Origin of the sequence: Lacunimicrobium album (genome assembly GCF_052161635.1) — a bacterium.
Classification (GTDB): domain Bacteria; phylum Planctomycetota; class Planctomycetia; order Planctomycetales; family Planctomycetaceae; genus SXPC01.
Map to the genome: position 1 here is coordinate 762,740 of NZ_CP197413.1, position 20,448 is coordinate 783,187.

Consider the following 20,448-nt stretch of genomic DNA (forward strand, 5'->3'; position numbering starts at 1 on the left):
ACGCTGCCGCAGAGCGGCGGTCATTCCACCGCCCGACAAGAAAAAGCCCCCGGTGAATCGCCGGGGGCTTGCATGATACTTTATTCGACGGAGTAAGCCTCAGCCAGGGTCGAGAAGTTGTCGACTTCTTCGCTGTTGATCCCGGAATCACGAACAATTTCCGTCATTGCTTCACGATTGCCGACAAGATCGCGAGCAGTCGCCTGGATACGACCATTCGCGTCGTAACTGTAGGTGACTTCGACGGGCGAACCAGCCGGCAGGTTTGGCGGAAGGTTGACGATGCGGAAGTCGCCAATCAGCGTACAGGCCGATGGGTCGATCGCGTCTCCTTCGAGAATGTTGACGTGAATGGTCTGCTGAGACGCCGAGTTGGTCACGAACTTCTGAGAGACGCTGTAAGGGATCTGGGTGTTCTTCGGGATCATGATGTGGTTGATCTTGCGAGCCCGGTTGTTCGGGTCGCTGATCTTGACACCCAGAGAGTGCGAGTTGACGTCGGAAGTGACGACCGAACGAAGACGATTAACGATTGCCATCCCGAGGCGGGACTTGCCTTTGGTGGCTTTGGCTTCGAGAATCGCCGCGTGGATCGCAGCACCGAGGGCGACTGCTTCTTCTGGCTTGACGTCTCTGGACGGTTTGCGTTGACAGACTTCGACGAGCATCTTCTCGACAACGGGCATGTACGTCGAACCGCCGACGAGGACGACTTCGTCGAGTTCCTGAGGCTTGATGCCAGCCTGCTCCATGACGAGCTCAGTCGTATCACGAGTCCGCTGGAGGAGGTCGCTGGTCATGCGTTCGAAGTCACCACGGGTGAGGGCAACGTTGAGCGACTTGCCTTTATAGTAAACGCCGACGTTGACCTGGGCCTTCGAGCTGAGATCCCGCTTGGCTTGCTCGCATTCCTGAGTGAACTGGAGAAGGGTTTCTGGATCGTCGCGTGGATCTTCGTCGTACTTACGCTGGAACTGCTCGCAGACGTGGTCGACGATTCGTCGGCTCCAGTCGAGACCGCCCAGCATGACGTCGCCGTCGGTCGCGAGGACTTTGAAGTTCGTAGGGGTATAGCGGACGACGGTCACGTCGAACGTTCCACCACCGAGGTCGTAAACGAGAATCGTCTTCTCTTTGACGTTGGCATCGGAGGCTCCGCGTCCCAGTTCCCCTTTGATCCAGGCGTAGGCGAGAGTCGCAGCGGTCGGCTCGTTGATGATGTCGATGACGTTCAGACCAGCGATGCGGCCTGCATCCTGAGTGGCTTTACGGCGCAGGTCATTGAAGTAATACGGGACAGTGATAACGGCGTTACCGATCGGGCCGATCTTGGCTTCTGCGTCTTGTTTGAGCTTCTTGAGAATGAGTGCGGAAATGAACTCCGGAGTCAGCTTTTTGTTCTGATAGACGATGTGGAAGTCTTTGTTACCCATCTGCCGTTTGACGGCTTCGATGATCCGCTGTGGATCTTCGACCGACATACGCTCGAAGGACGGGCCGACGACGACCTGGCCTTCGTCGCCCAGAAGGACGACCGACGGCGTGATCGTGTGGCCATCGTTATTCGTCACAGAAAGTGGTTCGCCGTCTTCGCCGATCAAAGCCAGGGAAGAATACGTCGTTCCCAGATCAATACCGACAGTGTTACCCTGTTGCAGATTCATTCGGTCGTCCTCAGATATCTTTGGAACTCAGAGATGTATTTCGGGGCTTGGAAACCCTCGACCGAGGAAAGAAAGATGCGCATCTCGGTTTTGGGGGCGATCGATGCCACTTTGCCGACGAAACTGACGTCTCGACGGCAAAGACAATCATCTTCGCATAGATGTGTCGGTGAAATTCCAACCCGCTTTGGTGCGAACGGATCGGAGTTTTCCATGATACGGACTATTCTGCCGGGCACAACCAAGCGAATCAAGCTAAACGAGGCTGGCTGAGGAAAATGTCGAAGGTTGGTGAACGGATCATTCCGGTCATTCCCAGGTGGACACACTCGGCAGGTTTGTGTTATAGATCCCCTCCGCGATGGCCAGCGGCTGGGATGCTGCATGGCTGTGCGTTGAAGCTGACCTCATCGACGTCTGGAAAGGAATCCTTCTCCGATGAGAACGATTGCAATTATGAATCAAAAAGGGGGAGTGGGAAAAACCACTTCCAGTGTCAATCTTTCGGCTGGACTGGCCCGTGCGGGGCATAAAGTCTGCCTGATTGACCTCGATCCGCAGGCTCATAGCTCGCTGCACCTGGGAATTGAAGTTTCTGGCGGAATGAACTGCGTTTACTCGGTTTTCGCGGGTGAACAGAGACTCTCTCAGGTCAAACAGCTGGTCAATTCGCATTTGTGGGTTGTGCCCGCGTCTTTGGACCTGGCCGCGACAGAGCTGGAACTCGTCGATGCGCAGGGTCGAGAACTCGTTTTGCGTCAGGCGATCGCGACCCTGGCCAAAGAGCAGCAGTTTGACTTCGTCATTCTCGACTGCCCACCCTCGTTGGGGGTGTTGACAATCAATGCCCTCACTGCGGCTGATGAAGTAATCATTCCGTTGCAGCCACACTTTTTCGCGCTGCAGGGTCTTTCGAAACTGCTGGAGACGACGGCGCTGATTAAGCGTCGATTGAACCGCGCTCTGCAGGTCAGCGGGATCATTCTCTGTCTGTATGAGACCGGAACACGTCTGGCGGCCGACGTCACCGACGATTTGAACAATTTCCTGACAGGGAGCGATCCTCAGGCTCCGTGGTCAAAAGCCCGAGTGTTTGCTGCGAGAATTCGTCGAAACATCAAGCTGGCAGAAGCTCCGAGTTTCGGACAATCGATTTTTGAGTATGCCCCGAATTCTGCAGGAGCGTCCGACTATGGACGACTGGTAGAAGAAGTGGTCGCGCTGGGACAGAAAGCAACGGTTGCCGCAACGCCGCCCATTTCGGCTGCTGAAGTCGCGCCGGTGATTGCAATGCCTTCGGCTGATCTGGGGCTTTCGCAGAACGCAGCTTGAGGTTAGTGAACGCGAGTCGAAATTCGCAGAGGTCCCTCATCCGACCTCGAAGACTCGGCCACCTTCTCCCCGGGGGAGAAGGAACAACTTATGGAATCTGATAGCCCAGTTCTCTCAAGGACTGGGCTAATTTCATGAGTGGCAGGCCGGTGATGGCGGTCATGTCCTCGGTTTTGACTGCATCGAAGAGAGTGACGCCGAGGGATTCGAATTTGTAGGAACCGGCACAATCAAGAGGCTGGTCGGCGTGAACGTAGCGGCGGGCTTCATCACGAGTCAACGGTCGCATCGTTAAGCGTGTAATGTCGACGAATTCTTTGTGGCCATCGGGGCTGGCGATGAAGACAGCAGTGATGAGGTGGTGAGTTCTTCCGGCCAGTGAAAGAAGCTGGTTGATGGCGTTCTCTTCAGCGTGAGGCTTGCCGAGAATTTGATCATCACAGGCCGCAAGCTGATCGCTGCCGATGACGGTTGTGTCGGGATGAGCCTCGAAGATCCTGATAGCCTTTGCACGGGCGAGTGTCGTCGCGAGCTGCATCGGATCAGCCACCTGCTGTTTGACGGCTTCTTCATCGACATCCGGTGAGATCGAATCGAAGGGAATGCGGAGACGTTCCAGAAGCATACGTCGATAACGTGAACTGCTGGCGAGAATCAAGGGGCTCATCGGGAGCTTTCGAGAAACGAACATTGATCGGTGGTTGTCGTGGTGTGGCTGTCGAAGTTAAGATACGACGTCAACGCATCCTGCCACAAAACATTCAAGACGATAAGGCGACCGCGCATGCACCCAGTTGAGAGAATCGAAAAAGATGGGCTGGTGACAATCATTAGAACGAAGCACCCCGACAAGGTGCCCCAACTGGTTGACTGCCTCGTGCAAGGCGGTATTACGCTGATCGAGATTACCTTCGACGTCAAGAATGCCGGGAAACTAATAACGGATTCCATCGAGAAACATAGCCCGAAGCTGTCGATGGGTGCGGGCACGATTCTGGACACAGCCGCTGGTCAGCAGGCAATCTTAGCGGGCGCCAGTTTCCTGGTTTGCCCGCACCTCGATGTCGATATCATCAGACTCGCCAAGCGTTACTCGCGACTGGTGATGCCAGGTGTCATGACGCCGACAGAGATCATGACCGCGTGGCAGGCGGGTGCGGATTTTGTGAAGGTCTTCCCAGGGCATGTTGTCGGACCAGAGTTCATCAAAGCCGTGAAGGGGCCGTTTCCGCATATTCGCATGATCCCGACAGGCAAGGTCGACGAGACAAACATCGCGGCCTTCTTCGAAGCAGGAGTTTCCGCCGTCGGCCTGAGCAGCTGTCTGTTTAATGAGCAGATCCTGGCCGATGGTGATTTCGAGACAGTGAAGAAGAATATCGAGAAGTACCGCAAGCTGGTGGATCAAACGTTAGGGCGGTGAGAGTGATTAATGCAGATGCCTGGCGTCTTATGACGCATCGGGTATCTGCATTTGCCTAGAGCGCACCCTCATCCGTCAGCACTGTATTTTGTAAACACCTGAGGTGTTGCGCTGCCACCTTCTCCCCTCAAGGGAGAAGGGACAAAATGCGGCTCCCCTCAAGGGAGAAGGGACCGAGAATGGCATTATGTAACTCTGCTCGCGACAGCATTCCATGCCATCAGTGAATCGCGTGCGGCGCGGACGTCGTGGACGCGTATGATGTCACAGTGTTGCTGAGCGAGGGCGATGGTGACACCCATCGTGCCATAGAGAGCTTCGTCAAGTTCTTCGCCGAGGACTTTCTTGAGGAAGCGTTTGCGGGAATGGCCGATGAGAACGGGACGCCCCAACGCGCGCAGTTGCTTGATATGGGATAGTAGCTGCAGGTTATGCTCAGCAGTTTTGCCGAAACCGATGCCAGGGTCGATGACGACGCTGTTTGATTGGATGCCAAGTTCTGCGAAGGCGTTGAGTCGCTCGTGGAGCCAGTCGCGAACTTCGCCAACGACGTCCGTGTAATGCGGATTCTGCTGCATCGTCGCGGGAGTTCCCTGGATGTGCATACAGACCATGCCTGCTTCGTATTCACGACAGACGTCTGCAATGAGGGGATCAAAAGTAAAGCCGGAGATGTCGTTGATGATGTCGGCGCCCCGTTCGAGAGCGGCGCGGGCGACTTCGGCTTTGTTGGTATCAATCGAGATCAGGCGCTCGGTTTGAGGGCGCAGGCGTTCGAGCGTCGGAATGACACGGGCGAGTTCTTCGTCGAGTGGAACTGGCAGTGAGCCGGGGCGCGTTGATTCGCCGCCGAGATCAAGGATGTGAGCGCCGTCCTGATCGAGTTTTAAGGCCCGCTCAACAGCAACATCGGGATCGATGTAATGGCCGCCGTCCGAGAAGCTGTCGGGAGTGACGTTGACGATGCCCATGATCCAGGTTCGCTCACCGAGAATGTGACGATTCCCTCGAATGAGCCAGTCATGTGTTTGTGATACGGGCATGGTTGTCCTTCGTTGAATGAAGCGTCATCATAAAAGAAGAGATGAGAGACGTCATCCATTGACCCCAATTCGCTGAAGAGAAGACCCTTTCCCATGGCCCGCTGCGACGAAGGATATGTCTGTGAAGTCTGCGGCAAGCCCGTCGAGAAGATCACGCAGAGCAGTTTGTATGTCCGGTATGTCATTGGTGAAGTCGAAAGCCGAGAGCTGCTGGCGATGCCCGAGCGACACTTGCTGTGTGACCCGACGCTGGCACAGTACATCGTCTCGGACGATTTCACGCCGGTGAAGTGCGAGGGATTCTTTGACAAACACGAACTCGACGCGGAGTTTGTTAGTGAACGAGAGCAACTCGTCACACGCGGGTGGCATCGACTGAAAGAAGTTCTAAAACAGAAGCTGCCGATCTCGGATTATCCTCTGGAAGAAGTGAAATGAACAATACGATTGCGCAACTCGTCAGCCGAGATGCTGCCACAGTCAAGGCGGGACTTGTCACGCTGAATGATCGACTGGGGGCAATTGCGAGCGGGTACTGGCACGTGACGCCCGGGAGCCATCTGGATCTGGTAGCGTACTCGGCGACGGATGCGATCACGCAAGATGTGCAGGAGGGATTTCAAGACGCAACGCGTCACGTCAAATGGGAACAGAACAAGCTCGGGATTGTCGCGGCATGCTGGGAGAGAAAGATCGTCCCGGCGATGGCGGACCCGTCGAAGGAACGCTTGACGGGGTCGGCAGACTGGCTCGTGAGATTTGGAGCGAAGTATTCGCTGTCCTGTCCTGTGATTATCGACGGAGAGCCTCAAGTGGTACTGGCGATTGCGTTTCCCGATGGCGCCGGAGAGCCAGCAGAAATGATTCCCAGTCTCGAAGTTTGGCGATCAGAACTCGCCGAGCAGCTGAGCTTGTTGAAATAAACTCGATTGGATCATCGAGTCGCAGGCAGCTGGCCGGGGACAAAAACGTCGATCCACATAAAGGGCTTACCTGCTTCATCAATCCGAAGGTTTGCCTGAAGACGGTGAGGAGTCGTCGCAGTGCCAAGGACCAGGGCCCAGGCGGTGCGTTTTTCAGGTAAGTTGATCATGAGTTTCGTCGGATCGACTTGATGTGCAGCCAGGTTCGTCTGGTCAAGAAGAATCGGAACCTTGGTTTCCTCGGAGGCGCGTCTGACCAACTCAGACAATGGCTCTTTTGTGGCTTTAATGGGCTTCATCGAGAAGAGAGTCGGGGCAGCGTCGAGGCGTTTAAGATTGATCGTCTCGAGATCCCACCCGACCGGCCAGAGATCTTTACCAGAGTTAACAGTATCGATCTTGATCTCAATTGACGAATTGGGAAGTCGCTGAGGTCGCATGCCCAGGCCATGTGACTTGAGGAGAATGGCGAGAGCAGTGCCCTTGGTCATGCCGGTGACATCGGGCAGTTTGGGTGCAGAGACCAGATGAGACGCAAGCTGATCGCGTGCAGCATCCGTCAGCTGCCACGGAATTTCGCCCTTCCTGGGAAGGACTTCCTCGACAGCATCAAGCAGGGTCATTGATGTGACGGGGGTTGAGAATGTCGCAGGTTGAGCCAGGAGTTTGTTGACAGACTCGAACTGGGCTTTGCTCAGTCCCCATGCCGGCTGGCCATTGGGTGCACCTTGCTTGCCGTAAGTTCTGAGTTCTTCGATCCACTCACGCAGCTGACGCAGGTCGGTTGGCTTGAAGGTTTTTTTGTTGGCAAATGTCAGCGTTCCATCGCCCGCCATCTGTCCGACGATCTTGATTCGGCGCCAGCGACCATTGATGGTTTCGGTAATGTCTGGTTTGTCTTCAACAAGTGGCTGGCGCAGACGAATATCGACATTGAGGGTGCCGAAATCCTTGGCCCACTGTTGAGCAATAAAGCCACCGGTTCCCTGTTGTGGGGTTACGATTTCGAACTCAATATCCGTGCGGTACTCTTTGATTTCCGCAGGAGCCTGTTTGGCCGAGGGAGACTGACACTGAGCCGCGCAGGGAAAAAGGATGCAGCCCAATAAAAGGCTGCATCCCATGATTTGAGACAATCGACTCAATTCGATATTCATGACCTGCTCCGCACGTCAGAGTGAATGATTAGCGACCTCGTCCTGGTGGCATACCACCACCTGGTCCCGACATCCCAGGCTGCATTCCGCCCGATCCGCCTCGTCCCGGAGGCATGCCCCCTGGAGGCATCCCTCCCGAACCGCTGCCAGAACCACGACCGAGGCGTCGATTCGAGTTTTGCTGTTTATTGGTGACACGGCCCATTCCCGCCATCTCTTCACTGGATCCATATTCTCCCATTCCTTCGCTACCCATGCCTGCAGTCGGGTTGGTCAGGCCATCTTTGAGTGTTTCGAAGAACTTGTGCTCGTCATCGACCATCTTCTCAACAGCCGTCTTACGTGCCAGATTCGAGATGGAATCCGACATCTTCAACGCGCCCGTTGAGTCAATCACGACTGTCTTGGGGACAATGCCGACATAGCCGAGAGAACGCTCGGTAATCGCGAGGTCCTTGTGATACTCGCGATCAATCTTCACATCAAAATCAACGTCGACGAGCATATCCGTCGAATTGAAATAGGCGTCTTCGTTTTCATAGCTGGGAATTTCCGGACGGATGACATAGGTCTTCACCTTGCCACCAACGAACTGGCCAATAGAAATCGGCAAGTTGGCCTTGATGTGAGTACCAGTCTGCTTGTTCCATTCAAACATCGCCAGTGATGCCAGCGCATCTGCAAAGCCTTTGGCGGGTGATGTTCCGGTGACGAAGTACTCCACATCGGGCTGAATATAAGAAGAGTTACTCGTATTGCTCCAGGGAGTAATACGTTCTGCACCCGTGACAACTTCCAGTGACAACGCGGACGCAACGGGCTGACCGTAGTTTGGATTCACCATGACGAGTTGGACACGATATTGATACTGGGTATCTGGCTTAACATCGAAGTCAAAGTAGCGGAACAGCAACACGTTGCCAGCAGCTGACGTACGTGCCTTGATGTGCTCAATAATTTTGTCCTTCATGTTCTTATCGTTTGAGCCAAACTGCTTATTGAGTTCAGCGAGAAGTTTGCGGGCACGAGGTGAATTGGAAAGTGCATCATTGCCACCACCACCGCCTGCTCCCAGTTCACTCCCCATCTGCTGCATACCAGCGCCCATGTTGTTGACAAATCCGGAGAACCCGCCACGTCCTGGCTTCTTAGCTTCTGATTCCAGAACATTGCGATAATCCTGCAGGATCTGCTGATTGAGTTTGGCTTCGATGGCCTGCTCTTCAGCAGACAGCTGGAAGTTCTTCACACCCGGGTGAGTCGCTTTATCGCTCCAGAATCCAAGGATGCGCGAAGGGAGTGGCATGGTGAAGACGGGGTGAGTGATCGTTGAGTAAACCATGTCGTTTTCAAAATTCGCGGAGCGTTCAACGATATCTGTCGCGACTTTGGTATCGACATCTTCCCAGGCTGCGTTTTCCCAGTCGGCTTCCGCTTTCTGAGCACCACCTTTGAGTGATCGTCGTTGGAGTTTAAAGTTCAGGAAGTCAAGATAAGGCTCGGCTTCGTATTCGCTGATGTGGAGAGCTTCGGCAATGTTTCGCAGTTGCTCACGGCGTGGGAAAATACCGCGGACGGCGTTGTAACGAAGGGCCACTGGCTCAAGATTGCTGACAGCCAGATTGTTCATTTCACGGCCTGCATACGGATCGTATCCGCTGCCTTCCGGTCCCATCCCGCCAGAGCTCATGGGCGGACCACCACGCATATTCCCAGGACCGCCCATTGGCCGTCCGCCTGGACCCATGCCACCTGGCCCCATCCCGCCCGTTCCCATACCCCCCGCAGGCCCGAACTCACTACCAGAGGATTCGCCACCCATCCCGTTCGCACCAAAACCCGTGTTCGGGATGAAGTCCGTGTTCTGGCCTTCTAATGGATTGGTCGTTGGTGTCGTCGGCGAAGTCGGAACGGCTTCCGAAGTTGGGACGAGATCCTTGATCGTTGCGATCACAGCGTAACCTGATGTGACGAGGAGATCTTGAACGGGTTCATAGGATGGATCGCGGAGAGGCTGCTGATCATCATTGATCGCATCATATAGCGTAACCGGAAAATCGTAGGTCTGGACTTTCAGGGGTGTCAATTTGTTATTGATGATGGCAACCGTGTTGTCCTCATGAAGAGTATCGTACTTTTCCTGCTCATTCCACATGTTGTTCTGGACGCTATCGTACGACTTGCGCACCAGTTCCTTGAGCTCATTGGGGCTTTTCGGAAATGGAATCCATTTCGTCGTCACCAGGGCAGCCAGGATGATGATCCCGGTAACGCTGAGGGCAATTTTCTCACCGTGATGAAGCAGTAGTTGCTTCATACCTTCTTTTGAGAACATACCTTTAATCGCGTTCATATGAGTCCTCGATCAACTTGCAGAAAATCAATTCGAAAATGCAAAGAGATGTGAATTCTGAGACATCGGTTCTTTAATGAGAGCCCGGTTCACGGATTCGTGCCCGGCTCGTTCATCGGAGGCGGAGTTCCCGGTTCGCCCGCAGGAGGTGTTGCCCCGGGTGTTCCCTCGGGAGGTGTTACGGGTGTGGGAGGGTTCTGCATTGGAGGTTGCTCGCCCAGACCTAATGGGTTCTCGGCCGCTGGAGCCGGCAGAGGCGTCTCTGTTGGCAAGCCTAACGCGTCTGTCTCCGGCGTGCCAGTTGGAGTCGCGGCAGGAGTTGGAGTGTCGCCGTTGGCCGGAGGAGCCATTTCTGTACCTGGAGGAGTTGTCGCCGGATCCGCCACAGGGGGCATGTTGGGATCAACTGGTGCAACATTGGGATCGATCGCAGCAGGATCCGTAACGGCAGGGTCTGTGACAGGCGCTTCGGCCCCTTCCGTGACAACGGCCACTTCAGCTGGCGGTGGGTTGTAAATGGTAAACAATCCACTGATCGCGACTCGATAAACGTAAGGCGCGTTTGTGATGGCCGTCATGACATCCATGGCTTGGCTATTCTGCTGCTGGTTGAACCTTGGACCTCGGTTTGTGTTATTCGTGCGATCAAGGATCGTGGGGCCTCCTCCAATGAAGGGGTTGACCAGTTCGGGAGGTCTGCCATTGTTCGCAGCCGGCATGCCTGGAGTCCCCATGCCACCGGAGAAACCTCCACCAAATCCACCACCGCGATTCCCTTCGCCAGTATTGAATCCGCCGCCGAATCCACCACCACCAAATCCGCCTCCCATTCCCATGCCTGGCTGCATAGGCGAACCACCAAATCCGCCGCCACCACCGCCAAATCCACCTTCTCCACTCATTCCACCGGCGTAACCGCCGCTACCTCCCATGCCACCACTGGCACCGGCGGAGCCGCGTCCCATCTGGACACGCACGACAGAAATCAGCCAGGGCGAGTTTTCCAACTCGACCAGGAAGGCCGGAAGGTGACGGTGATCGACGAGGCATTCCATATAAAAGCCACGCTTCATGTAGATCTGATCGGCTCGTTCTTGAGTTCCAACCCAGCGGAGAGCGGTCTGAACTTCGGTTCCATCTTCGTTATAGGTGGGTACGCCACCTTGTCCGCCCATCCCTCCGGAACCACCTCCCGGAGATGGCATCATCATCTCGCCCTCACCACCTTCTCCTGCGGTGGCGACTGCTTCTGATCCAAATTCATCAGCCGGATCGAAAGAAACGGTGGCCGTTGCTCCCATCCCACCAGCCCCGCCCGGCCCACCAGGGCCCATCATCCCTTCCATCATGTCACTGCCTTCGCCGCCGGCAGCATCGGCAGAGGCTCCTTCGCCTGTCCCGCCGAGTAGTTGAAGAACATCAATCGAGCGAACCACAGATTCGGTGGGAGCAGAAGCGTCCTGATTCACGCGGCGGACGACATCAAACAACCCTTCGAGTAACCACAGATCCTGTTGAGCTTCCCAGACATTTTGAGGTGTGGGGGGAAGATCGCCGTAATACCGGCGTGGGAGAGCTTGTGGTTGAAAAATGACGGTTCCTTTGGGGAAATAAACTGGATCATACGGATTGATCGATTTCCAGACCCGCTCCAGTTCCTTGGGGTACTCGTTGCGATAAATGTTGCACGCTGCGGTGGCGAGGTTACCGTAATATTCTTTTGGGATATACCGCTTGAGAATATCCGGCCAAGTCTGAAGTTTGGCCTGTAGTTCCCACAGAAACTTACGTGCTTCCTTGTTGCGCTCAGTCTGATCTTCAATGTACTTGATGAGATTATCATCCCATTGCTGATTGGGCGTACCGGCTTTGAACGCCGCTTGCTCGAAGGCCGTTTTGACGGCTGTTTCCTGAGCGATACGTGCAGCATTGAGACTCGACGTCGCGAGCCACCAGCCGATGATCGGAATGATTAGAACGAGGCCGAACAGGACCCAGAATCTATGTTTAATAATTGGTTTGAGCTTATCCATCGTAGGAAACCTCGATCGAGGTGAGAGAGATCAGGATGAAATACGAAACAGACCGAAACTGAGAACTAGGTCGCTGGTGCTGCATCGCCTTCGGCAGGAGCAGCAGCATCCGGTGGATTTGGTTGACGTTCGGCCTTAGGGACGTTCTTCCAGAGAAACTGCAGTTTGAAATCTGTCTGAATGAGGTGGGTTTGCGTCGTCGCTTGTCCGCCGGGATTCGCAGACGGGTTGCCGCTCATGGAAGCCGGGTCATAGATCCCGCTTTGAGGAGCACCCTCCATCATCCCCTCGGACCCCATCATCGGAGAGGATCCTTCACTGCCTGGATAACCGCCGCCGGGCAGACCTGTTTGGGGAGGGGCATTCAAGATATTCATGCGAGGCTGACGACGTTCACGATCTCGTTTGGCAATCACGACGTCGCTTTTCTTCGAGGAAATCAACGTTGCGTAAGAAATCCCCATCTGACGGACGGGGAGGACATTGCCCATCTCGTCTTTGATCGTCCATTGACGGAGATTCTTCAGGATCGTGTTTTCCAGGTAGTTGGCTCCCTGCATTTCCGGATCTTCGGGAATGTGGTGGTAATGGGTCCCAACGATCGTGACGAGATAGCCTTTGCCTTCGGGAGGCGTTTCTTTCTCGCCATCGAGCAGGTAGATCTTCTGAGGAGGCAGAAGTGTTTCGTACCACTCGGCCAGATTTGGCTTCAATTCAGTCGCAATCAGATCGACATAGAGTCGATTCTGCTTCGAGAGGTCAGTTTCGTCCCGCTGCTCGGCAACATCACGCGGGAAGCATTCTGTCAGGGCTTTATAGAACTCCAGCCAGGTATCATCTTTAATACCAGCAACATAACTGAGGCTGGCATCACGAAGTCCCTGGTACTCGGAAACCTTGCCTTCATAGTCTCGCGTGTAGCCCGAAGTCATGTCGGCATATTTTTTGGATTCATCAACCGCCGATTTAAACTCTGGCGAAGCGACTGCACTGTAGGTGCTGGCGTAGCCCACGGCTGATAATGACAGGCCCGCGAGGAGTCCAGCTGCTGCCACCACGGCCCATGGTTTTTTCTGGCGGACCAGACGCTCGTTGGCGATTTCTGGTGGCAGCAAAGTTGTGCGAATGCTGGTCTTTTTCAGCTGCTGAATCGCCAGACCGTACGGGACGATGAACGTCGAGATGTTCTCTTTGAACAAAGGAGCATTGATGACGCTATCGCCGACCAGTCGGCTGAATTTATCGACGCGTTCCACAGGATAGCTCTGCAGGTGCTGTTCGAGATACTTCTGCAGACCGGACATGTTGAAGGCACCGCCGACGCCGATGACCTTGACGATCTTCGACTCACGGTTGGCACCGGCGAAGAAGTTGATCGACTTCTGAACTTCGGCCGCGTACTCGGTAAAGACGCCCTTCATTGCCTGGAAGACAGCGCGTGGATCTGGCGAGCGGGTCGCGTTGATTTTGAGGTGCTCGGCTTTGGCGAAGGTCAGTTTCATTTCCTTCGTCAGGGCACGGGTGAAATGGTTACCGCCCATCGGAATGTTGCGGGTCCAGATCTTGTAACCGTTGGTCACGATCAATGTCGTGCTGTCGGTCCCCATATCCATGATGAGGACGTTCTCATTGGTTGGATTGGCATCGGCTTTGGGATCGAGCTTGAGCACATCGAAGTAAAGGAAGTTGAACAGAGCCAAAGGAGCAATCTGGATCAGTTCAACTTCGATCTTCTTTTCCAGAAACGGGCGCAGGTTCTTCATGACCTGATCGCGCTTCATGGCAAACAGGCCGATTTCTGCTTCGAGGGTGAATGTCCCCTCGGTCGTGCCCGTACCGACGGGTTGGAAGTCCCAGATGACTTCTTCGAGCGGGAAAGGAATCTGCTGGCGGGCTTCGTACTTGACGATTTCCGCGATCCGACTCGACTCAACGGGAGGCAGTTTGATGAATCGCGAGAGAGCATTGGCGCCTGGGAGGGAAATGGCGACCATCTCGTTTTCAATTTTGTTGCGCGACGTAAATGTCTTCATCGCATCCCGGATGAGTTCATCGGGAATGGCATCTGGTTGGTTGAGAATCTTGGGGTGCGCAATGTAATCGAAGTTGGTCGCGATCAGTTCGTCGCTATCGCGGTCACGTTCGACGCGAATTGCTTTCAAACCGGCTTGGCCAATTTCAATACCCCAAACTGCGTTTTGATCCGCCACGGCAGAAACTCCATGAGAAACAAGATGTCTGTCTTACTAATAAAGACGACAAGAGATGCTGAATTGTTGGACGTGACGCATTAAGGATACCGTTTCAACGTAGAAAAGTGTGCCATAAAACAACACAAAATTCGCGGGAAACGCCAGCTCAAGACAGCCAGACCTCATGAGCAACATGAAGCAGGGCGGCGATCGTCACGTGGTTCTCTGATGACAATGCAACGAATGACAATGCAACGAAACTGCAGATCGCCGAGCGCGAGATGCAATCGCGTAACATGGAACCAGACGAGGTTGGAAAGCCAGGATCAGAAAACTGACCCAGTCAGACGGGAGGTGAGAGACCGGATTATCCGTGCGCGTCCTGCTGATCGCGAAAAAAATAAGAATGATGACAGGACAGAGGGCAAGGATCATGTCAGACGGGTACTCACAGGATCGAAATGAAATGATATGACGTGTATAGTCATTTTCATGGGTCGACGTCGTAAAGACAATACGAAACACGACTTTCCCATAAAAATTCCAGTCAATGTCAGGTCATTCGGAATTCTAACAGCAGTTCGCCAGCGTTCATTTGCTGGAGTCACGGACCTGAGAGAATTCAGGTGATCTGTTGGGGATCTACGGATTAGACCGGTGACCCAACACAGGTCTTACCACGCATTTTCAAGCACACTGTCGTCAGAATCTGCACGACCAGACATTGAGACGTTCTGCCTGGCGGACATTGACGGAAACGTCAAAACCATCGTCAACGCGGGCACGAAAAACCTCCAGAAAGCATCCAACCGGCATGACGTCACCGTCCCGTTATCGCATCGTGATGGTCGATTCCGATCTGGCCAAGCCATTCAAGCAGGCCCGAGAGAAGGAATTGCTTCCGATTCTGCTGACATTTCGTCACGCATTTCACCCGCTGCTGGTCAAACGCTTCGGCGTACCGGAGGTCCTGTCGCTGGACAGAATGAGTGAGACAAACTTGCCGTTGGGGGATGAGCCCTCGCTGGTGATCATGCCTTCGACTGCGATCGATAGTTATCAGAGCAAACTAAAGCGACTTCAGCTTCCTGATAACAGCCTCATCCTGTTGGTGGACGGGGAGGGGATCAGAAGTGGCTCAGACGAAGGGCTGAAGGGGGAATTGGCGGACTTCGAGACCGCTAATGGGGAAGACCTTGGGCTGTTTCGTGCCCTCGGGACAAACTACCTGTTGTTTCGTTTGCTGGCCACCTTTTCCTATCACGAGGATTGCTACAGCCTGGAGGCGTTTGACCGTCTTCTCCTGGAAACTTCGACAGCGGTCATGACTGGGGATCGGGACGAGGTCCGCAAACTGTGGGAACGAACCGTTCATGCTCTCCTAGAAGCGAGAAGGACCTTTTACTTCCGTGATCCGATTCTGCTGCAGTTGAATCTGGTACCTCGTGCCGCGTCGTTTGACGATGTCCGAAAGATTCTGGAACAGCTTCGAGCTGATCGTCCGGAAGGTGAGCCGATTACGTTAATGCTCGGCGAGAACAATTCACTGGAAGACGGGATAACGACCGCGGAGGACTTGGCGGGCGCTCGAGAGCTTTTGCAGGAACTGGCATCCCGGCATCCCCTCTCCCTCATCTATGGCTTCTCGGATCTGCCCCATCCGTCCTTATTGCCGACGGCGGATCTCCTGGAGCGATTTCGTTCAAAAAAGCAGGCTTTGAAACTGCCGGATAATACGCTGCATCACTCCTTCGGAACCTACCAGCATTCACTGACGTCGCTGTTGCCGATGTATCTGAAGCGGTTCGGGTTCTCCTCGGCGTTGCATGTGCCGTTTGAAGATGCAGAGCTTCCCAAGTCCCATTCCGCGTCTGGAATGTGGGAAGGCCACGATGGATCGCAGATCACAGCTGTTTTCAGCAAACCGATTCCAGTCGACCGATTGACGTCGATCCTGCCACTGATGGAAGCGCTCGCGGAAACGATGAACTATCACTATCACAGCTCAGCCGTCCTCGGCTGCTGGGGAACGACGACACACTGGTGGTGGCAGGACCTGGTGACAGTCGCGAGGGTGCAGCCATTGTTTGGGGCATTAAACTCGCTGCCGGCATGGATTGAGTTCCAGGCGGACGGGGATGCAGACAAATATTATCATCCGGGAGTCTCGAGCTATCAGGCACAGACGCTGCAGAAGATGGTCGCGAGGTCGGTTGCTGATCCCGTGACCTCGATCGCGAAGACATTTGTGGATCGGGCAGTGAAGTCGCAGACGGAGATTCTGCGGACGGTTTGTTTGTGCCTGAACGGCGAGCGGAATGAAGTCGACTCGGACTCATTGCCTAAGCTGTTGACGTCAGGAAATAGCATTCAGAAAGCCGGGTATCTGGCAGTCAATCTCTCGACCATGCCTCAGCGACTTCGTCGTGTGAGCGTCCCTGAGCAAGCAGTACGCTGGCTGGAGACGCCTGTGAGTGTGCCCGCGTTTGGGTATGCGTTTGTTGCGACGAGTGACACGCGAGCGGAGAGCGAATTCATCGCTCAACGGGCAGCGAAACCGGCTCCGTCGTTCTGGTCGAAGCTCTCCTCAGTCGTGTCGTCGGGACATGAGGCGTTGCAGGTGATGCCCAAAGACCACCAGTTTACGAATGGACTGCTGACAGTGACGATCAATCCTCGCAGCGGGGGGATTCGTGAAATTCGCAATCTGCAGTCGAAACAGCGGAGTTTTCTGGTCAATCACTTCAGTCAGCAGATCGCGTACTGCTTTCCGTTTGAAAAGTCGATTGACGCCAAGCTGGTCGAACTCGGGCTGGGCGGAGGTCAGTCAACAACGCGCTATTCGATCATGATCGCCGACGAAGTCAAGATTGAGCAAGTCGGCAATAAAGCGGTCATCGCAACGACGACTGGCTGGCTGCTTGATCCCTCCAACCAGGAGAAGATCTGCAAGTTTCATCAGACCACCAGTCTAGCTGCGGGCTCGCGGGTACTCGATATTGAGATCTCGCTGGAGCCGACGATACTTCCGCAGAGGGATCCATGGTCGAACTTTTACACAGCGCGGTTTGCCTGGCGCGATCAGTCTGCATCGGTGACCGGCTCGTTGCATGATGCGAAGTTCTCGATCGAAAATGGCAGAGTCGAGTCGACGGGTGCAATCGAAGTCGCGACGGAGTTTGAACGGGTCGCGATTCTCAGCCACGGCCGAGCGTATTATCGCAATGAAGATTACACGCGTCTGGATGCCATTCTCATCACGAACTGGGAATCTGCTCGCGGATTCTCGCTGCAACTCAGTTTTGATGATGTGATTCCACAGGCGACTCGAGAGCAGCAGTTGGCCCCGATGCAGGTTTCACAGGTTGAAAAGATGCCTGTTTCGAATTTGCAGGGGTGGTTCTTTCATCTGTCCCATCCGCAGATTCAGGTGGCGGACTGGATCGTCTGTGACATTGACGCAGAGTCGGTCAGCGTCGTCGCTACCTTCGCAGAGACGACAGGAACAATGGTGCGCGGGACGCTGACGAGTTGCTTTTCGGTCCTGGAAGCAGCCATGATGGATGAGAAGGGAATCCAAACGCATTGTTTGGAAGTCCGTGGAGGTGATGCGATTCCGATCGAGCTACAAGGGTACGAGATTGCCGTGATTCGCATGGTATTGAAACGCAAGACTGTCCGTACAAAATAGCCTGGGGCCATGTCGACGATTTTTGTGAAACGATATCGGATGACGCTATCGCTGTCGGAACCGCCGCAGCCTGCTCCGCCATTGCCAGACGGTTACGTCTGGATGGAGTGGTCGCGTAGCCTGATGACCTTGCACAGCGAGACGAAGCATCGGGCGTTTCAGGAGGAATTTGACAGCTTGATCTTTCCTGCCCTGGGAAAATACACGGGCTGCCTGCAGTTGATGAAAGACATCTCTGCCAAGCACACGTTCATCGCTGATGCCACCTGGCTGCTGGCGTATCAGGGACAAACAGAGATCGACTATTGCGGGACGATCCAGGGCCTGGGACACACGCCTCAGGTGGGATCGATTCAGAATGTCGGCATCACGCCAGCGCACAGGCATCGCGGATTGGGAAAGATCCTGGTGCTCAAGTCGATCGAGGGGTTTCGGAAGTTTGGGTTTAAGTCGGTGTTTTTAGAGGTCACTGCTGATAATCATAAAGCAGTGACGTTGTACGAATCCATCGGCTTCAAGGTGACGCGCACGATGTTCCGGACGATCGATTTTCACGGAAAGTTGCCACAGTTGCTGATGGAGGATGATTGAGAATAAGTTTGCCACAGAGAACACAGAGGGAGACTAAACGAGAGATAGCTGCAAACAGGTTCTGAATCAAAACAGAAATATTTCCTGCACTCAAACTCTGAGATCTCTGTGTTCTCTGTGGCTAATTTTCTTTCTCGGTAGGAACATTCTCGCGTGGCGGTTTGGGGCCCGCGTATTGGTAGTAGGTGCAGGGGATCGGGCCGTTGTAGAGCTTGCGTCTGCGGTCGGCGGGTTTGCCGTAGTAGGTTTCGAAGTCTTCCAGAGCGGAGATGACGTAGATCGACCAGGTTTCGAGTTCGCGAAGTTTCTTGCCCATGATCTGGGTCAGCTTCTGGACCTGCTCGACTTCGCTGAGACGCTCGCCATACGGCGGGTTGGTGATCACACAGCCGAATTTCTTCTGGGTGCTGAAGTCTTCGAAGCGTCGCTGCTGGACATGGACGAGATCGGACATGCCGGCCTGTTGGAGGTGATAGAGTGAGAGCCTGATGGCTTCTGGGTCTTCGTCGTAACCGGCGATCAACCCTTTCTCCGTGATGGGTTCGATCTTGGAACCGGCGGACTGGCGGGCATCGAGCCACTCTTTCTTCTCGATCCACGGCCAGGCTTCTGCGGCGAACTCGCGGTTCAGCCCGGGAGCCTGATTGCGGGCGATCATGGCGGCTTCGATAAGGATCGTGCCGCTGCCGCAGAAGGGGTCGACAAGAAGACGGTCTTTGTTCCAGTAGCTGAGCTGAATGAGGGCTGCTGCAAGGGTTTCACGCAGAGGGGCTTCGCCGACGAGTTTGCGGTAGCCGCGTTTGTGAAGTCCAGCGCCGCAGGTATTGAGGCCGAGGGTGACCTGGTCTTTGTCGATGACGCATTCAATGGCACAAACGGCACCGGTTTCAGGGAACTGCGTCATGTTGTAGGCCTGAGAGAGGCGTTCAACGATGGCTTTCTTGACGATCTTCTGCGTGTTGGGAACGCTGTTGATCTGAGACTTATTGAGCTTAACGTTGACGGGAAACTTCGACGTCTTGGTGATCCAGCGCTCCCAGCGCATCGTCTTGATCCAGTCGAACAGATCGTCAAAGTCGCGCGCCTGGAAGGTATCGATCTGCAGCGTAATCCGGTCGGCGCAACGTAGCCAGAGGTGGGCATCGATCATGCCCCGGGTATCGGTATCCCAGGTGAGCTTGCCATTTTCAGAGATGACATTTTCGACACCCAGCCCCTTGAGTTCGCGCGCGACGACGGCTTCGAGACCAAAGGCGGTATGGGCCTGGAGGGTGAGTTGCATGGGGGGGATCGCACGTAATTCTGAAATAGGTATGGAAGGAATCCAGTAGCCTAACCGATTGCTAATGAGGAACAAGTGAATCAATTTGCGATTGTCTGTGATTCTACTTCAGGACATAATATGGCACTGTATTGATGGTTTAAGAGGAAATTTCGATGAGTACGGGTTTTCCAATTGCGTGCACACCAGTTCGGAAATTTACTCACAAGGAGTACGAACGTCTCCACGATGAGGGTTTCATTCATCCAGACGAACGAACAGAGCTGATTCGAGGAGAGATTCGAAGCATGCAGGCGATTGGAGCTGCGCACATGATTGCGACTGGAGAACTTGGGTTTCGACTCGAATCCGGTCTCCCTCGAAACCGGTTTGGCATCGTTAATCAGGGGGCGCTACGGCTGAAAGACAGCACTCCACAACCGGACATCTATGTCATCCGAGGTTCTCGACACTCATTTGGAAACAAGATTCCAGAGGGTGCAGCTGTTTGCCTGCTTGTGGAAGTTGCTGATTCTTCACTGGCTGTTGATCGCGGTGAGAAGTTGGGGCTTTATGCAGAAAATCAAATTTCTGAATACTGGATTGTGAACCTCATTGAGCGACAAGTTGAAGTCATGACGGGTCCATACCGCGATGCAATTGGCCCTTGGAAATACAATGACAGAATCATCTACACAGAAGACCAAAGCGTTACTTTCCAGACTGGAAATGATTCCGTTGAGATTCCAGTCAGCTCACTGATGATTCCCGTTGAATAAGATCAC

At 54.3% G+C, this 20,448-nt stretch carries 15 protein-coding genes; 7 read left to right on the plus strand and 8 right to left on the minus strand.

Annotated elements, in window-relative coordinates; all coding sequences use genetic code 11:
* Positions 1-80: 80 nt before the first annotated feature.
* Positions 81-1,664, minus strand: a complete 1,584-nt coding sequence (locus tag SH248x_RS03010) for an Hsp70 family protein (RefSeq protein WP_459557042.1) — start codon at positions 1,662-1,664, stop codon at positions 81-83.
* A 438-nt stretch (positions 1,665-2,102) separates the two neighbouring features.
* Between SH248x_RS03010 and SH248x_RS03015 the strand changes: the two genes are divergently transcribed.
* Positions 2,103-2,996 carry a ParA family protein gene (locus tag SH248x_RS03015; protein ID WP_459557043.1) on the plus strand — a complete coding sequence of 298 codons (894 nt, stop codon included), beginning with the start codon at positions 2,103-2,105 and terminating at the stop codon, positions 2,994-2,996.
* 88 nt (positions 2,997-3,084) lie between these two features.
* On the opposite strand, the gene SH248x_RS03020 is transcribed toward SH248x_RS03015, so the two are convergent.
* Entirely contained in the window at positions 3,085-3,663 is a 579-nt protein-coding gene (locus SH248x_RS03020) for a Maf family protein (protein WP_459557044.1), read from the minus strand.
* Between the two features lie 117 nt (positions 3,664-3,780).
* Here SH248x_RS03020 and SH248x_RS03025 point away from each other — a divergent pair, with 117 nt between their 5' ends.
* Positions 3,781-4,419, plus strand: coding sequence for a bifunctional 4-hydroxy-2-oxoglutarate aldolase/2-dehydro-3-deoxy-phosphogluconate aldolase (locus tag SH248x_RS03025; protein ID WP_459557045.1), 639 nt, complete (start codon positions 3,781-3,783; stop codon positions 4,417-4,419).
* Between the two features lie 185 nt (positions 4,420-4,604).
* On the opposite strand, the gene folP is transcribed toward SH248x_RS03025, so the two are convergent.
* Positions 4,605-5,462: a dihydropteroate synthase gene (gene folP, locus SH248x_RS03030; protein WP_459557046.1), complete on the minus strand. Its 858-nt coding sequence runs from the start codon at positions 5,460-5,462 to the stop codon at positions 4,605-4,607.
* A 93-nt stretch (positions 5,463-5,555) separates the two neighbouring features.
* On the opposite strand from folP, the gene SH248x_RS03035 reads away from it, so the two are divergent.
* Together SH248x_RS03035 and SH248x_RS03040 are read left to right on the plus strand one after the other, a co-directional pair.
* Positions 5,556-5,900: a hypothetical protein gene (locus SH248x_RS03035; RefSeq protein WP_459557047.1), complete on the plus strand. Its 345-nt coding sequence runs from the start codon at positions 5,556-5,558 to the stop codon at positions 5,898-5,900.
* A complete protein-coding gene (locus tag SH248x_RS03040) occupies positions 5,897-6,385 on the plus strand; it encodes a hypothetical protein (RefSeq protein ID WP_459557048.1) in 489 nt (162 codons plus the stop codon). The genes SH248x_RS03035 and SH248x_RS03040 overlap by 4 nt, the downstream gene beginning before the upstream one ends.
* An 11-nt stretch (positions 6,386-6,396) precedes the next feature.
* Here the strand turns inward: SH248x_RS03040 and SH248x_RS03045 are convergent, their stop codons facing one another.
* The 4 genes from SH248x_RS03045 to pilM all read right to left on the minus strand — a co-directional run bounded on the left by SH248x_RS03045 (position 6,397) and on the right by pilM (position 14,138).
* Complete coding sequence (locus tag SH248x_RS03045) at positions 6,397-7,542, minus strand: hypothetical protein (protein ID WP_459557049.1); 1,146 nt, start codon at positions 7,540-7,542, stop codon at positions 6,397-6,399.
* 28 nt (positions 7,543-7,570) lie between these two features.
* On the minus strand, positions 7,571-9,859 hold the full coding sequence (locus SH248x_RS03050; RefSeq protein ID WP_459557050.1) for a hypothetical protein: 2,289 nt from the start codon (positions 9,857-9,859) through the stop codon (positions 7,571-7,573).
* A gap of 125 nt (positions 9,860-9,984) precedes the next feature.
* Positions 9,985-11,928, minus strand: coding sequence for a hypothetical protein (locus tag SH248x_RS03055; RefSeq protein ID WP_459557051.1), 1,944 nt, complete (start codon positions 11,926-11,928; stop codon positions 9,985-9,987).
* A gap of 65 nt (positions 11,929-11,993) precedes the next feature.
* Positions 11,994-14,138 (minus strand): type IV pilus assembly protein PilM, encoded by a 2,145-nt coding sequence (pilM, locus tag SH248x_RS03060; protein ID WP_459557052.1) that lies wholly within the window; start codon positions 14,136-14,138, stop codon positions 11,994-11,996.
* 796 nt (positions 14,139-14,934) lie between these two features.
* On the opposite strand from pilM, the gene SH248x_RS03065 reads away from it, so the two are divergent.
* Positions 14,935-17,811 carry a hypothetical protein gene (locus SH248x_RS03065; RefSeq protein ID WP_459557053.1) on the plus strand — a complete coding sequence of 959 codons (2,877 nt, stop codon included), beginning with the start codon at positions 14,935-14,937 and terminating at the stop codon, positions 17,809-17,811.
* Positions 17,812-17,820: 9 nt separating this feature from the next.
* Positions 17,821-18,402: a GNAT family N-acetyltransferase gene (locus SH248x_RS03070; protein WP_459557054.1), complete on the plus strand. Its 582-nt coding sequence runs from the start codon at positions 17,821-17,823 to the stop codon at positions 18,400-18,402.
* 121 nt (positions 18,403-18,523) lie between these two features.
* Here the strand turns inward: SH248x_RS03070 and SH248x_RS03075 are convergent, their stop codons facing one another.
* On the minus strand, positions 18,524-19,684 hold the full coding sequence (locus SH248x_RS03075; RefSeq protein ID WP_459557055.1) for a THUMP domain-containing class I SAM-dependent RNA methyltransferase: 1,161 nt from the start codon (positions 19,682-19,684) through the stop codon (positions 18,524-18,526).
* A gap of 155 nt (positions 19,685-19,839) precedes the next feature.
* On the opposite strand from SH248x_RS03075, the gene SH248x_RS03080 reads away from it, so the two are divergent.
* Positions 19,840-20,442, plus strand: a complete 603-nt coding sequence (locus tag SH248x_RS03080; protein ID WP_459557056.1) for a Uma2 family endonuclease — start codon at positions 19,840-19,842, stop codon at positions 20,440-20,442.
* The last annotated feature ends 6 nt before the right edge of the window (positions 20,443-20,448 follow it).

What these genes read in the sequence shown, in the direction of transcription:
- SH248x_RS03070 (WP_459557054.1), top strand. Translation starts at nt 17,821, where the DNA reads ATGTCGACGATTTTTGTGAAACGATATCGGATGACGCTATCGCTGTCG.
- SH248x_RS03065 (WP_459557053.1), top strand. Translation starts at nt 14,935, where the DNA reads ATGACGTCACCGTCCCGTTATCGCATCGTGATGGTCGATTCCGATCTG.
- SH248x_RS03040 (WP_459557048.1), top strand. Translation starts at nt 5,897, where the DNA reads ATGAACAATACGATTGCGCAACTCGTCAGCCGAGATGCTGCCACAGTC.
- SH248x_RS03045 (WP_459557049.1), bottom strand. Translation starts at nt 7,542, where the DNA reads ATGAATATCGAATTGAGTCGATTGTCTCAAATCATGGGATGCAGCCTT.
- folP (WP_459557046.1), bottom strand. Translation starts at nt 5,462, where the DNA reads ATGCCCGTATCACAAACACATGACTGGCTCATTCGAGGGAATCGTCAC.
- SH248x_RS03015 (WP_459557043.1), top strand. Translation starts at nt 2,103, where the DNA reads ATGAGAACGATTGCAATTATGAATCAAAAAGGGGGAGTGGGAAAAACC.
- SH248x_RS03055 (WP_459557051.1), bottom strand. Translation starts at nt 11,928, where the DNA reads ATGGATAAGCTCAAACCAATTATTAAACATAGATTCTGGGTCCTGTTC.
- SH248x_RS03010 (WP_459557042.1), bottom strand. Translation starts at nt 1,664, where the DNA reads ATGAATCTGCAACAGGGTAACACTGTCGGTATTGATCTGGGAACGACG.
- SH248x_RS03050 (WP_459557050.1), bottom strand. Translation starts at nt 9,859, where the DNA reads ATGAAGCAACTACTGCTTCATCACGGTGAGAAAATTGCCCTCAGCGTT.
- SH248x_RS03075 (WP_459557055.1), bottom strand. Translation starts at nt 19,684, where the DNA reads ATGCAACTCACCCTCCAGGCCCATACCGCCTTTGGTCTCGAAGCCGTC.
- SH248x_RS03020 (WP_459557044.1), bottom strand. Translation starts at nt 3,663, where the DNA reads ATGAGCCCCTTGATTCTCGCCAGCAGTTCACGTTATCGACGTATGCTT.
- SH248x_RS03035 (WP_459557047.1), top strand. Translation starts at nt 5,556, where the DNA reads ATGGCCCGCTGCGACGAAGGATATGTCTGTGAAGTCTGCGGCAAGCCC.
- SH248x_RS03080 (WP_459557056.1), top strand. Translation starts at nt 19,840, where the DNA reads ATGAGTACGGGTTTTCCAATTGCGTGCACACCAGTTCGGAAATTTACT.
- SH248x_RS03025 (WP_459557045.1), top strand. Translation starts at nt 3,781, where the DNA reads ATGCACCCAGTTGAGAGAATCGAAAAAGATGGGCTGGTGACAATCATT.